12 protein-coding genes are annotated in these 13,779 nt (G+C 44.6%); 8 read left to right on the top strand and 4 right to left on the bottom strand.

The window, feature by feature from the left end:
- Positions 1-59 precede the first annotated feature (59 nt).
- From mutS to WD077_04785, 6 genes are all read left to right on the top strand, one after another.
- Positions 60-2,672, top strand: coding sequence for a DNA mismatch repair protein MutS (gene mutS / locus WD077_04810; GenBank protein ID MEX0966536.1), 2,613 nt, complete (start codon positions 60-62; stop codon positions 2,670-2,672).
- 132 nt (positions 2,673-2,804) lie between these two features.
- Positions 2,805-3,014, top strand: a complete 210-nt coding sequence (locus WD077_04805) for a hypothetical protein (GenBank protein ID MEX0966535.1) — start codon at positions 2,805-2,807, stop codon at positions 3,012-3,014.
- Complete coding sequence (locus WD077_04800) at positions 3,004-3,333, top strand: type II toxin-antitoxin system RelE/ParE family toxin (GenBank protein MEX0966534.1); 330 nt, start codon at positions 3,004-3,006, stop codon at positions 3,331-3,333. The genes WD077_04805 and WD077_04800 overlap by 11 nt, the downstream gene beginning before the upstream one ends.
- A 176-nt stretch (positions 3,334-3,509) precedes the next feature.
- Positions 3,510-4,280, top strand: coding sequence for a hypothetical protein (locus tag WD077_04795; GenBank protein MEX0966533.1), 771 nt, complete (start codon positions 3,510-3,512; stop codon positions 4,278-4,280).
- A gap of 104 nt (positions 4,281-4,384) precedes the next feature.
- Positions 4,385-4,741 (top strand): hypothetical protein, encoded by a 357-nt coding sequence (locus WD077_04790; GenBank protein ID MEX0966532.1) that lies wholly within the window; start codon positions 4,385-4,387, stop codon positions 4,739-4,741.
- Entirely contained in the window at positions 4,696-5,307 is a 612-nt protein-coding gene (locus tag WD077_04785; protein ID MEX0966531.1) for a nucleotidyl transferase AbiEii/AbiGii toxin family protein, read from the top strand. Before WD077_04790 ends, WD077_04785 begins: the two co-directional genes overlap by 46 nt.
- A gap of 189 nt (positions 5,308-5,496) precedes the next feature.
- On the opposite strand, the gene WD077_04780 is transcribed toward WD077_04785, so the two are convergent.
- From WD077_04780 to WD077_04770, 3 genes are all read right to left on the bottom strand, one after another.
- Positions 5,497-6,990, bottom strand: a complete 1,494-nt coding sequence (locus WD077_04780) for a HAMP domain-containing sensor histidine kinase (GenBank protein ID MEX0966530.1) — start codon at positions 6,988-6,990, stop codon at positions 5,497-5,499.
- Between the two features lie 143 nt (positions 6,991-7,133).
- A complete protein-coding gene (locus WD077_04775; protein ID MEX0966529.1) occupies positions 7,134-7,832 on the bottom strand; it encodes a response regulator transcription factor in 699 nt (232 codons plus the stop codon).
- Positions 7,833-7,976: 144 nt separating this feature from the next.
- Entirely contained in the window at positions 7,977-8,933 is a 957-nt protein-coding gene (locus WD077_04770) for a hypothetical protein (GenBank protein MEX0966528.1), read from the bottom strand.
- A 627-nt stretch (positions 8,934-9,560) separates the two neighbouring features.
- Here WD077_04770 and WD077_04765 point away from each other — a divergent pair.
- Both WD077_04765 and WD077_04760 read left to right on the top strand, forming a co-directional pair.
- Complete coding sequence (locus WD077_04765; GenBank protein ID MEX0966527.1) at positions 9,561-10,439, top strand: site-specific DNA-methyltransferase; 879 nt, start codon at positions 9,561-9,563, stop codon at positions 10,437-10,439.
- Complete coding sequence (locus tag WD077_04760) at positions 10,399-11,139, top strand: PmeII family type II restriction endonuclease (protein MEX0966526.1); 741 nt, start codon at positions 10,399-10,401, stop codon at positions 11,137-11,139. Before WD077_04765 ends, WD077_04760 begins: the two co-directional genes overlap by 41 nt.
- A gap of 149 nt (positions 11,140-11,288) precedes the next feature.
- Here the strand turns inward: WD077_04760 and WD077_04755 are convergent, their stop codons facing one another.
- Positions 11,289-13,712 (bottom strand): LTA synthase family protein, encoded by a 2,424-nt coding sequence (locus WD077_04755; protein ID MEX0966525.1) that lies wholly within the window; start codon positions 13,710-13,712, stop codon positions 11,289-11,291.
- Between the last annotated feature and the right edge of the window lie 67 nt (positions 13,713-13,779).

Here is a 13,779-nt window from a genome sequence, read left to right as displayed (position 1 = left end):
AATTGGGAAGAAGCCGTAAACTTTGAACGCAGAACTCGGAACGCAAAACGCAGAACGAAATGCCTAAGCCAAAAGACGTGGTGGAGACACCACTGATGAAGCAATATTACCAGATAAAGGGGAAGCACCCGGACGCGCTGCTGCTGTTCAGGGTGGGGGACTTCTATGAGACGTTTGGCGAGGATGCCAAGAAGGCGGCTGAGATCCTGGGGATTGCACTGACCAAACGGGCGAACGGCAAGGCGAGCCATGTGGCGCTGGCGGGGTTCCCCTATCACAGCCTCGATACCTATTTGCCCAAGTTGATCCGCAGCGGGCAGCGGGTAGCCATTTGCGAGCAGCTTGAGGACCCCAAGAAGACCAAGACGATTGTGCAGCGTGGGGTGACGGACATCGTAACGCCCGGTACTTCAGTGGACGACAAGATGCTGGAGAACAAGCAGAACAACTTTCTGGCTGCCGTTCACTTTGAGGAGGACATCATGGGCGTGGCGCTGCTCGATCTCTCCACGGGCGAGTTCCTGACCACCGAAGGGCAAAAGGACTACATCGAGACGCTGCTGCAAAGCTTTAAGCCTTCGGAGGTGGTGTTTAGCAAAGACAAGCAGGGCAATTTCGAGAAGCAGTTCGGGAACCGTTTCTACACCTTCGTACTGGAGGATTGGCTTTTCAACTACGACTATGCGCGGGAGAAACTCATTAGCCAGTTCAAGACCAAGAACCTGAAGGGCTTTGGTATTGAAAGCATGAAAGCCGGCATAGTGGCGGCTGGCGTGGCGCTACACTACCTCAGCGAGAACAAGCACAACCAATTGCCGCACATCAACCGCATCCGCAGGCTGGAACCGGAAAAGTACGTGTGGCTGGACCGCTTCACTATCCGCAACCTGGAATTGCTGGATTCCTACCAAATTGATGGCACACCACTCATCAAGGTCGTTGACCGGACGCTGTCGCCCATGGGTTCGCGGCTGATGAAGCAGTGGCTGGTCATCCCGCTCAAGGAACTGCGGCCCATCCTGGAACGGCAGAATATCGTGGAGCACCTGTTCCAAAATTCCGAAACGACTGAGGCGCTGGAGCAGCAACTCAACAGTATTGGCGACCTGGAGCGGCTCATTAGCAAGGTGGGAATGCAGCGCATCAACCCGCGCGAGCTGAACCAGGTGATGGCTGCGCTCAACTGCATCAGGGAGATCAAGCGCATCTGCACGGAGAGCGGCAACGAAAACCTGATGAAGGTGGCGGAGCAGATGAACCCCTGCGACAGCGTTTGCGACAAGATCGGCAGCACTTTGCAGGACGATCCGCCTGTGAACATTACGAAGGGCGAACTGATCCGCGATGGCATTTCTGAGGAACTGGACGAGTACCGCAATCTCACCAAAACCGGAAAGCAATATTTGGTGGACATGCAGCAGAAGGAAATTGGCCGCACTGGGATTTCTTCTCTCAAGATCGGCTTTAACAGCGTATTTGGCTACTACCTGGAGGTGACGCACAAACACAAAGACAAAGTGCCGGAGGAATGGGTGCGCAAACAAACGCTGGTAAACAGCGAGCGCTACATTACAGACGAATTGAAGGAATACGAGGAGAAAATTCTTAATGCCGAGGAGAAAATTCTGGAAGTAGAAACGCAGCTTTATCAGGACCTTGTTTTCTACTGCACGGATTACATCCAGCCGGTGCAACAAAATGCTAATCTGGCGGCCCGTCTGGACTGCCTGCTGGCCTTTGCCACCGTGGCGCGCGACAACAACTACGTGAAGCCGGAGGTGAATACCAGCCATATTATTGAAATCAAAGATGGGCGCCACCCGGTCATTGAACAGCGGCTGCCGATGGACGAGGAGTACATCCCCAACGATGTGTACCTGGACAACGACACGCAGCAACTCATCATCCTTACCGGCCCGAATATGTCCGGGAAATCGGCACTGTTGCGGCAGACGGCCCTGATCGTACTGCTGGCACAGTGTGGCGCTTTTGTCCCAGCCAAAGAGGCCAGGATCGGGTTGGTGGATAAGATATTCACCCGCGTGGGGGCCAGCGACAACCTCAGTTCGGGCGAATCAACCTTTATGGTGGAGATGATTGAGAGTGCCAGCATCCTCAACAACCTCAGCAAGCGCAGCCTGATTTTACTCGATGAAATTGGACGCGGCACCAGCACTTACGATGGCATCAGCATCGCCTGGGCCATCACCGAATACCTGCACGCCAATCACTTCAAGCCCAAAACGCTGTTTGCCACCCACTACCACGAACTCAACGAGATCAGCAAAAAGCTGAAGCGCGTGAAGAACTTCCACGTGAGTGTGAAGGAGGTGCAGGACAAGGTGATCTTCCTGCGTAAGATGCTGGCAGGCGGCAGCGAACACAGCTTCGGGATCCACGTGGCCCAAATGGCTGGTATGCCCGAGGCCATCGTGAAGCGCAGCAAGGAGATTCTGGTGCAGTTGGAGAGCCAGCGGGAAAGCATGGACAGCCGCAAAAAAGCCAACGGTAAACAGATACAGCCTCAAGTACAGTTATCCCTCTTTGAATACGATGACCCGGCTGCCCTGAAGCTGAAGGAGGAGTTTCAGAAGATCGAGATTGACTCCATGACGCCTATCGAGGCGCTGATGAAGCTGAACTATTTGAAGAGTTTGTTGGGGAAGGGGTGAAGATTTGGAAATGTGTTAATTTGAAAATTTGAAAATGGGAGGGGGCGCAGTTTTAACGGATAAAGCGGATTGACACAGATCAGTTAAACTTGAAGAATATTGCTGTTGTAACTTTACGTAAAAAATCTACTTATGAAAATTCTGTTGGATATAAAAGATAATAAAGCTGCTTTCTTCCTGGAGCTGTTGAAAAGCCTTTCGTTTGTGAAACAGGCTACTCCAATTACCGAGGCTAAAGCTGAACTGATGGAGGATATAAAAGCTGCGGTTGAGGAGCTGAAGTTGGTGAAGGCGGGCAAACTTGAAGCACGAAATGCTGAAGACCTGATTGATGAATTATAGTGTCAAGGTTCTTCCAAGATTTGAGAAACTCCTAAAGAGGCTGGTTAAAAAGTACCCTTCTTTAAAATCAGAATATACTGAACTTGTCAGGAGTTTAAGGAATGATCCAGAGCAAGGAACTGCCATAGGCCATAACTGCTATAAAATCCGCTTGGCCATAAAATCAAAAGGGAAGGGGAAATCCGGAGGGGCGAGGATCATTACGCACATCGTAGTTACTTCCGAGATAGTTTACCTTCTTTCAATTTATGATAAATCGGAGCAGGCAGATATTACTGACAAAGAACTGCGGGAACTTCTTAGATCAATCCCTAAATGAGGGATTAGGAACGAAACTTTTCATGTACAGCTATCCCTCTTTGAATACGATGACCCGGCTGCCCAAAAGCTGAAGGAGGAGTTTAAGAAGATTGAGATTGATTCCATGACGCCTATCGAGGCGCTGATGAAGCTGAATTATTTGAAGAGTTTGTTGGGGAAAAACTGAAGAATGAAATGAAAAAATCGAATATTTCCAAGAAAGATGAGGAAGCCTATTATCTCTACCGTTTCATTTCTGCTATGCATTTGGAAAATGAAATTATAGACATAGAATATGGAATTAATGAAGAGGAGGAACCAGACTTTATTATTAACCTAATAGAGGGGAAAAAGGTGGCTATAGAAATGAAGGCAATTTCAGACGAAGCATTTATTAGGCAATCCAGCGAAAACTCTTTGGTGGCCGGTGGGGCTAAGAAAATGTGGGAAGCCTTACATCGACAATCTTTACAGGTATCAATGAATCTAGGTCCTTTTAAAGATAGATCAAAGGCTATTGACATTATTATTAATGAGTTAGAAAAGCAGAAAGTACAGGATTGGTCACGGTCAGAGTTTAATCAAATAATTATATGTGCTGAGGAAAGCGAATTACCCCATCCTTTGTATTATATAAAAGCGACATTTTTTCCCCAAGTAGATGAAGGTTGTTGGTTTGTACATCAAGGTAGATGGATTCCCGATTTGTCTGAGAAAAAGCTAAACTGTCTGATATCCGCCATTAATGATCAGTTCTATAAATATAAGATGCGCGACATCTACGATGAATACTGGGGAATTCTAGATGAATACTGGGGAATTCTAATTGAAGGAAAATCAAGTGATCATTATAATCCATTAGGTGGAATGTTCGAAATTTCAAAGGAGATATTGCCGAAGAATTCCTTACAATGTCATCGAAGATTTATCTTTAAAAGCTTAAGCGGTAAAATAGTTGAATTTTAACGATTTGGGGAGATGGTGAACGTAGAGGCAGCTGATGAAGCTGAACTATTTGAAGAGTTTGTTGGGGAAGGGGTGAAGATTTGGAAATGTGTTAATTTGAAAATTTGAAGAATATTAAAGAAAAGCGCAATTTGGAACCGGAGAACATTAAGAGTATAGAGCAGCAACAGCTCATATCCAATCTTTCACCAACACTTTTTTGGGATGTGGATCGTGATACCATTGATACTGAGAAACATGCGCCTTATATCGTACAGCGCGTGGTTTCAATGGGTACATGGGAGGACTTCAAACTGATAAAGGCATTTTATGGAATGCCAGGATTGCGGGAAATTGTCACCAACCTGCGCTATCTTGATGACCGGGTTTTGCACTTTTGCAGCGCTTACTTTGACGTGCCGATCACAGAATTCAGATGTTACACACAAAAGCAGTTGAACCGCCCCTCCTGGAACTATTGAGAAGTTTCATGGCGCGGGATTACCTTCAGCAATTCGTGTTGGTGGGCGGAACAGCCTTGGCCCTTCAGTTAGGCCACCGGAAATCCATTGACCTATATCTATTTACTTTGGCTGATTTCAGTTCTGATGATGTGATTCGTCATTTGCAGGATGATTATAAAATCCATGTGCTGGAAAAGCACCCGCAGACAATTATCTGTCAGGTTCAAGGAATTAAAGTGGATTTCATCAGGTTTCATTATCCCTTTCTGAAACCGGTTATTGAAGATGAAGGAATCAGGATGCTGTCAGTTGAGGATATTGCCCCAATGAAATTGGACGCCATTACCGGCCGGGGAAGCAAAAAGGATTTTTACGATCTGTACTTTCTTTTAAAAAACTATGCGTTGACTGAGCTTCTGTCGCTATACCAGAAGAAGTACCCACACGAAACCATATTTCATATAATCCGCAGCCTGACCTACTTCGTGGATGCAGAATCTGACCCTGATCCGATGCTACTAAAAAATGACATCACATGGCCAGAGGTGAAGCGAAAAATTATTAGCGTGGTGCAGAAAATTTGATTGGAAGATGACGATATCGTCTCCAAATACCTGCATATCCACTTCCAAGACCAAAGTACAGCTCGCAACCCAGGAATGCCTTGATTTCCTCACGATTCAGATCTGCACATTTAGTGGCAGATCGGATTTACGCGAATCCGTTAATCCTGGTCAAAAAGGATTTTATAGAAAGAGGTGCAGGTTCCCTCTTTATTTTGCCATCACACCTTTTTTCTCATATTCGGGTAGGTTAAAGATAAAGCTGGTTCCGCTGTTGCGACTGCTTTTTACTTCTATTTTGATGTCGTGCAGGTCAAGGATTTTACTGACGATGGCAAGGCCCAGGCCGGTGCCCATCATATCGAGGGAGCCGTGGTTGCTGCGACTGCGGTAGCGATCGAAAATGTAGGGCATTTCATCCTGACGGATTCCGGGGCCGTTGTCTGACACCCGCACCTCCACACCTTTTCTGATGCGCTGTAGCTCAACGGTGATTATGCCTCCGGTGGGGGAGAATTTCAATGCGTTGTCCAACAGGTTTTGAATAGCCCGTTCCATCATCGAGACATCGGCATATACGGGCGGGAGGTCCTTGGTCAGTACCGGGCGAATGCTGATGCGTTTCTCCTCTGCCACCAGTTGGTACTTTTGGGTGATATCCTGCACCAGCTCATTAATGAAGAATGGTTCCTTTTGCGGTAGTTTCTGGCGGGCTTCCAATTTAGATAGTTCAAAAAGCTCGTCAACCATGCTGCGCATACGTTCCATGCTCTGGGCCACCGTATCGAGGTAGTCTTTTCGCTCCTCGTGGGTCAACGATTGCTGCTTAATGATGAGTGTCTCAATGTAGCCATTCATTAGTGCCAGAGGCGTGCGCAGATCGTGGGATACGTTGGCGATTAGTTCTTTGCGCAGGTCGTGGGTCTTCTTCAATTCTTCAATATTGGCTACAATGGTATCGGCCATTTCATTGAACGCCACCGCCATTTGCGACAGCTCGCCATTGTCCTTCACCGGGATGCGGGCGCTGTAATCTCCCTTTTGGAATCGTTTTACTTCCTGGATAATGGTGTTGAGATACTTGGTAATTAGCCAGATGGCGATGAGGCCGATTATTAAAGCGGCCACCAATGCGATGGCCATGGAAAACGTGCCGAGCCGCAGGATATAACTCCCCAGAAGGAAGTCGGTGACCGAAACAAACTCCTCACTCACCAGGATCACGTAAATATAGCCGATAATCCGGCCATCTTCCACTACAGGTGCAGCAGAAAACACCTTCTCCGTATTGGGATGGCGGGGATCTATTCCGGTGATAAAACTTTCACCTTTTGCCTCAATAAATTCGTGCATAGGCCCAAGCGGTACCTGGTCAATCTTTATTTTTTTCTCCGGTGCAAAAAAGGTAAGGATGTTTCCTTGAGCATCAAGCAGGTAAACTTCTACACTTGGATTGATTACCATGATATTGTGGAATAGCTCCTTGACCACTTCCTCATTCACCTCACCATTCACAAAAGGAGAGACGTCACCTACTATATGCTCCGCAATCTTGGCATTCAGGCGTTGATTGGCTTCCTGGTAATAGAGCTGCGTAGAGCGGGCAGAGATATAGGCATAGGTAAAACCGGTCACAACGAGTAGCAGCAACAGGATTGCCGATATCCGCCAAAAAAGGCTACTAAAGATCTTTTGTTTAGTCATCAAGCTCAATATTTAATATTAATTTTATTGTTCATTATTATTGGGCATTTAATTCATTGATTATTGGTGTAATTTTAATTCCCTATTTTTTAATTAAACTATCAAATTCAGAAACTTTTTTTGAAATTAATAATAGAATGGAATTATATTTCCGCGAACCGGTATCCTATACCCCAGGCAGTGAGGATGTATTCGGGTTTGCCCAGGTTCTTTTCTATTTTGCTACGAAGTCGGTTAATATGGCTATTTACTGTGTGTTCGTAGCCATTGAATTCGTAGCCCCACACCAGGTTCAGTATCTGTTCGCGGGTATAGCTTTTCCCAGGGGTCGAGGCCAACAAAACCAGCAGGTCGAATTCCTTGGGCGTTAGTTCAATGCGTTCATCATCAATAGCTACCTTCCGTTTTTCCTTATCAATCATTAATTCTCCCAGGCGAAGAATGCTTTGGCCGTTGCTCTGAATTTCTTTTTTAATCATGCGTTCCCGCCTAAAAATGGCCTTGACCCTGGCAATAAATTCCCTGACGCTGAAGGGTTTGGTCATGTAGTCGTCTGCGCCACATTCCAGCCCGATCACTTTGTCTATCTCCTCTGATTTAGCGGTCAGCATCAGGATGGGCGTGGTGATGTCATGTGCCCTAATCCGGTTACATACCTCGATGCCATCCATCTCTGGTAGCATGATATCAAGAATGATCAGGTCATATTGCTGAGTCAGTGCTTCTTGGAGGCCATCTTCACCTGTGCCGGCCTGCTTCACTTCGCAATCGAGGTCCTTCAGGTGAATCTTCAGCAAGTCCGCCATATTTCGGTCATCTTCTACTACCAGGACGTTTTTCATACCAGCTAATTTAAAAGGCCTTTATCACGAAAGGATAACAGAGACTTCATTTCGATAATTCAGGTTGGTAGGCGACAGAAAAAATCCTGCACCTCCAGGCTGGAAATGCAGGATTGATTAGGCAAAGAAATAATTTGGCTTTGTCTACTGCACCGAAACAATAGGGCAGTTCACATTGGCCACGCCCATTGCCAATACGTTCGCGTTTTGGGCCGAGGACAAATCCATTACGTTGTCAAAATCCATATTGTCATAGACACTCACCGACCAGAGCGGGGAATAACCGGCATCAGATGGGATGGTTGCCACCACATTGTGGGTCTGGGCTGACCACATTTCTGTAACGAAGCCGGAAGGCGGCCCACTGGTGGGATCATTCATATCTGGATTCTTATTGAAAGTGACATAGATAGGTGAAATCGGGACCATGTTGCTTCCAGTTGTCATCAGGTTCTTTTCCTCAAAAGAGAAATAAAGGACCACCTGGTCTTTGTACCATCCGCGGATGAGGCCAGAAGTTCCGCCACCCATGCGCTTGGAAGCGATGCTGCCTTCAGAAACCACCGGACAGTTGACCAGGGTAGTGGTCGCTTCAATCGTGTAGCCTTTGTCAATAATCTCCTGGCGGCTGGTAACTACGTTGGCAGTGTAATCGGCAGGTACGGTAACTTTGTGTACATGCCAAAAATCATTGTAGCCGCCATCTCCAGGAACCACATCAATGATGTTAAGCTGTCCGTCTACCGGCATGCTTTCTCCTTGCCTGAACAGGACGAAAATCGGTGCCGGATCGGTTGGCTGTACGTCAAAATTGTAGTATTCCACCATTTGCCCATTAGGCCCTAATCCTTTGGTAATAAAAGGAGGCATATCATAATTTATGGGCGAGTTGGCAGCCGGCAGGTTTGGATTAGCACTTCGCATCATCAATGTAGCAGCCTCATCACTGAAACGATCCACACTTACCTTAGGGGCCGTATCAGGGTCTACAGGTTGCTCAGCCATAGGTTGCATGTCATCATCGTCATCCTTACATGCGGTAAATGACATACTCGACATCATCAAAAAAATCAGCAGGAATTTCAATTTTTCAATTTTCATGGTAACTGGTTTTTGTTTAAAGTGCAATGTTACCCGAAGAGTATCACAGAAGTTTCACGAGAAAATAAAGGATTAAAAAACTGACCATTAAATTATAGTAAATCCTGCTGCTACAGGGAAAGCCTGGGCTAAAGGAGATTGTCACCAGTCTCCGGTATCTGGACGACCGGGTTCTGCACTTTTGCAGCGCTTACTCTGATGTTCCGATCACAGAATTCAGATGTTATATACAGCAGCAGTTAAACCGCCCCTCCTGGAATTACTGAGCAGCTCCATGGCGCGCGGGATTACCTGAAGGAGTTTGTGCTGGTGGGAGGCACTGCACTCGCGCTTCAGTTAGGCCACCGCAAGTCTGGAGTTGATATATTTGAATGGACACTAAGTTAAGTCATAGAAGCAGTTTTTTTCTAAACCTTCTATTTGATACTATTTCACGAAGCCATATTCTCATTTATAAATCCATAGCCTTGTAGGTATCATTGAACCACCTTTGGCAATGATACACAGTCAACTTCCACGAACTCTATGAACTTGAATACACAGCCGCAGAAATAGCTATGCACAGTTTGTTTAAAACAACTTCCCTCAATTCCTTCACCTTTCAACACACTCCGTTAAATTTGCCTCATGGAGTTAAGAACAGATTTGTATTTAGGTGACTGCCGAGAAATTCTGGAAGAAATTCCAGATAATTCGGTGGATTTCATTTTCACATCACCACCCTACGCTGATCAGAGGAAAACCAGCTACGGTGGTATTCCTCATCAGAAGTATGTGGAGTGGTTCTTACCTATAACTGAACAACTGCTAAGGGTTTTGAATCCCAAAGGCACTTTTGTCCTGAACATTAAAGAGAAGGTGGTTAGTGGTGAGCGCAGTACCTACGTCCTAGAGCTCATTTTAGAGATGCGAAGGCAGGGATGGTTATGGACAGAAGAATTCATTTGGCATAAAAAGAACAGCTATCCTGGGAAATGGCCCAATCGCTTTCGTGATGCCTGGGAAAGGATTCTTCAATTTAATAAGGAGAAGAATTTTAACATGTATCAGGAAGAGGTCATGGTCCCAATGGGAGATTGGGCCAAAACAAGACTCAAAAAATTGAGCAAAACTGACAAGGCAAGGGATGAATCAAAGGTGGGAAGTGGTTTCGGGAAGAACATATCAAATTGGCTTACTAGGGAGAAGGCCTTTCCAACTAACGTGCTTCATCTGGCTACAGAATGCAATAACAAAAATCATAGTGCTGCCTTTCCTGAAGGATTACCGGAGTGGTTCATCAAACTCTTTTCAAAACAGGGGGATACCGTTCTCGATCCATTCATGGGATCTGGAACAACAAATTACGTAGCGCATCGAATGAAGCGCAATTCAATCGGAATCGAAATCGTCCCAGAATACTATGAGATGGTAAGGAAAGAAATTCCATCAGTTGATCATTACCTATTAGAACCAAAAGTTGAATATGGCAAGACTAAAGCTAACGGAAGTATCAAAGTACGTTGAGGAGAATATTGGAATCTTCCACAAGAAGCGGATAAAAAGTCTTGATAATTTGAGCTTAGTTCGAGTCTTAAGACGAAAAAACCCCTATCTATTCAAAGCCAAACATATTCTCACAGCTGATGAAATTGTTAGAGGAATTGTGGATGCTCATATCTCATCAAGTGAGGAGGGAATTTTCGGTGATTGGTTGGAAGGTCTGGCAATATTCATCAACGAAAAAGTCTACAACGGCAGGAAGTCCGGCATTAATGGTATTGATCTAGAATTTGATAAGGACGACAGGCGATATCTTGTCAATATCAAATCTGGTCCAAATTGGGGAAATAGCAGTCAAATCGCTAAGATGATCACTGACTTCAAAAAGGCAAAGATCGTTCTGCGTACTAGCAATTCTGGAGTGAATGTGGTGGCAGTAAACGGTTGCTGCTACGGCAGAGATAACAATCCTGATAAAGGTGAATTTTTCAAGTATTGTGGACAGCGTTTTTGGGAATTCATTTCTGATAATCCTGATCTCTACACGGACATTATAGAACCTCTGGGACATAAAGCTAAAGAAAAGAATGAAGAATTCATGGAGTCTTATTCACAGATGATCAACAAATTCACCCGCACCTTCAGCAATGATTTTTGCGATGAAAATGGTGCAATTGATTGGGAGAAGCTGGTAAAGTTCAATTCAGGAGAGATTAAGAAGTAGACTTAGAGCCTTTAATGATTTTCCTGCCGTCCATCAGCTCGGCCAGCTCATTAATGCAGATTTTATTCAATGTGAAACTGTAGGAGGATATTAAATGGTTGCCCGACATCCCGCTCCAGAATATCTTTAGTCCTCCATTCCGTTGCGAATCAAGGAATATCCCCATTATAAGTATAAACCCTCCCCGTGAGTTCCAGCAGCGTGAATTCACTTTTTTTATGACTCCAGATCAGACAGCGTATATTATGTGTCATTCCTTGTTTGGGTTTTATGATATGCTTGTACAGAAACCGGTAAGGTCCGCCTTCAGGGCCATACAGCCTGTCCTTTACTTCAATCTGTAGCCATTCCAGTTGCTTGTTGTTTTTATCATTCACCTGAAAAACTATAAGGGGAAGTTGGCCCGGATCGTCAGTTGCCACATCAAAACTTATTTCAACAAAACTTAATGCGTCATCCGGAACAGGTATGCGGCTGTAAATGCTATCCCATTCCTTATCCTCATTGAATTTGATCTTTTTCGGTAAAACATCTTTACCATCGAATAATACCCTGGGAGAGAGATATTCATCCATGACTTCCTTTGGTATCAGACGATTTCTTACGCAGACATATTCTCCCACAATTTGATGGAGATCAGCTTTTCTCCTTATTTGTTTCCTCAGGGGTTGGTAGGTGCTGTCATTCGGCAATCTGGTCAGGGACATATCAGGATTAATCTGGTGCAAAATATCACCGGTGATAAAATGCAATCCGTCAATAAAATCACTGGTAGTCCGTTCGGTGGTCATCAAAGGGATCTGATGAATATTGCGAAAGCCGGCAACTGTATCCAGCGCCAAATCAAACCAATGCTGCCCTGGCGGAAGATCAATCGCGAATTTTTGGTGCATAAGGTTGAGCACTGTCGGCATAAGGTTTCGCTGCGAATTAATAGCAGCCATTTTTTTAGAGCGCTTTAACAATGGCGAATATACCAGCAAAGGGACGTGATACATATCAATTTCATCTCTGATCGAAGCAGTCATCCGGTGATCTCCAAATATGAAAAAAACGGTATTTTCATAATCCGGCCTTTTTTTATATTCTTCTATAAAGTCCTGTATTTCTTTATCGGCATACAGGTAACTGGCATAAATGCCGGCACCTTGAAGTATGCTTTCTTTATATTTCTCATTAATTGAAGAAGTATCTACCATTTGCTCAACCCTTTCAATATAGGACGCAATGCCCGGTACTCTGAAAGGCTCATGCGTTGATAAAGTGAGCAGCGTATTCATCAACGGTTGCAAAACATTTTCATTCCTTAAAGAATCCAACATTTGAAAATACCTTAAATAAAGGTCTTCATCATGGTATCCCCAAACGTAGCCATGCTTGCTAAAGGAGTCAGGGAAATTTACATCTTCAACCAACAGGTCCACGTTATGATACTGAAAGTAATAATCCATGGAAGTAAAACCTGCCCAGCCGGCATAAAAGAAGCCAGTGTGGTAGTTGTTCTTTTTTAAAATGGAATAAAGAGAAAGGTGCCGGGGCATTTCTTCCCTTTGTTCGGTAAAGCCCTCGCGGCCAAAAGGTAGCGCCCCAGTTGCAGAAGGAATGGCGGCAAAAGTTCGCTGTCCGTTTCCAATAAAATTGGGCCAATACAATGAATGGTTGGCCAGTGAATCGAGAAAAGGCGTGAAGCTTCCTAAATAAGAATTATCCCCGGAAATAGCGCCCCCCAAACCTTCTACAATTAAAAAAACAATGATAGGTGGTTGTGCCTTTAAATTCATAAAAGGGCCGAGCACATCTTCCGGTTTTCCCGCCTTGTGCCACATCGGAAAGCGCTCATCGTCCGTTTCAAAAGAAACTGCCTTTTGATGATAATCTTTAATGATCTCCCGGAATTCAGGACTGTTAAAATCTAAATCTCGATCAACTTTTATATAATAGTCATAGCTCTCTTTTAGCAAGTATGAGGGTTTGCTGATGCTTTGGTAATAATTCAGAGAAGATGAAAAATTTTCGATGTTATATATTTTATAGGAAAATTCTAAAATGGCTCCAGCTATAATCAATAAGAACATGGGTAAGATAATTCTTGGACCGGTTATTTTTTTAATTGCAAACCAGATGGGAACAAAAAGCAGGGGAATAAGCAAAATTAAAATCACGCGTAGATCAGGATTTACTGAACTGAATACAATATGCTTCACTTCATTCCACGGTGTGATGAACAATATTTCTCCTAAAGGCGCAAGGGTTGTTACAAAGTACTCGGCCAGCATGGCGCTGAACAATAACAGAATAATTTGAAATATGACCAGAAAGGATCTTCCGGCCCGGGCGGAAAGAAAGGAAAGAAGGAAAAAGGGAATGAATAAAACGGCTGATGCCCCGCAACCGAAAATGAGATCAGAGAGCAATCCTTCTGCAGGATATTCCCAAAAATTATTATTTACTGAATGAATTGCATCAAAAGAGAAGTATTCAACGATCCTGAGCAGGAGCAGGATCAATAGAAAAACCAACGTTGACCTGGTAAAAAACAGAAGGTGATGATTTAGCGATCCTTTCTTATTCATTTAAATTATTAATTATAGGTATAGGCTTTTAGATCGCAATCCTAAAGTGCTGATTTAATTCGTTTTG

Source organism: Bacteroidia bacterium (assembly GCA_040880525.1).
In the GTDB taxonomy this organism is placed as follows: Bacteria; Bacteroidota; Bacteroidia; order CAILMK01; family JBBDIG01; genus JBBDIG01.
This window is presented reverse-complemented; position numbering and strand designations above follow the sequence as displayed.

Excerpts from the sequence above, each read along its gene's own strand:
- WD077_04760 (MEX0966526.1), top strand. The coding sequence starts at position 10,399 with ATGGCAAGACTAAAGCTAACGGAAGTATCAAAGTACGTTGAGGAGAAT.
- WD077_04770 (MEX0966528.1), bottom strand. The coding sequence starts at position 8,933 with ATGAAAATTGAAAAATTGAAATTCCTGCTGATTTTTTTGATGATGTCG.
- WD077_04775 (MEX0966529.1), bottom strand. The coding sequence starts at position 7,832 with ATGAAAAACGTCCTGGTAGTAGAAGATGACCGAAATATGGCGGACTTG.
- WD077_04780 (MEX0966530.1), bottom strand. The coding sequence starts at position 6,990 with ATGACTAAACAAAAGATCTTTAGTAGCCTTTTTTGGCGGATATCGGCA.
- WD077_04765 (MEX0966527.1), top strand. The coding sequence starts at position 9,561 with ATGGAGTTAAGAACAGATTTGTATTTAGGTGACTGCCGAGAAATTCTG.
- WD077_04805 (MEX0966535.1), top strand. The coding sequence starts at position 2,805 with ATGAAAATTCTGTTGGATATAAAAGATAATAAAGCTGCTTTCTTCCTG.
- WD077_04795 (MEX0966533.1), top strand. The coding sequence starts at position 3,510 with ATGAAAAAATCGAATATTTCCAAGAAAGATGAGGAAGCCTATTATCTC.
- WD077_04755 (MEX0966525.1), bottom strand. The coding sequence starts at position 13,712 with ATGAATAAGAAAGGATCGCTAAATCATCACCTTCTGTTTTTTACCAGG.
- mutS (MEX0966536.1), top strand. The coding sequence starts at position 60 with ATGCCTAAGCCAAAAGACGTGGTGGAGACACCACTGATGAAGCAATAT.
- WD077_04800 (MEX0966534.1), top strand. The coding sequence starts at position 3,004 with ATGAATTATAGTGTCAAGGTTCTTCCAAGATTTGAGAAACTCCTAAAG.
- WD077_04785 (MEX0966531.1), top strand. The coding sequence starts at position 4,696 with ATGTTACACACAAAAGCAGTTGAACCGCCCCTCCTGGAACTATTGAGA.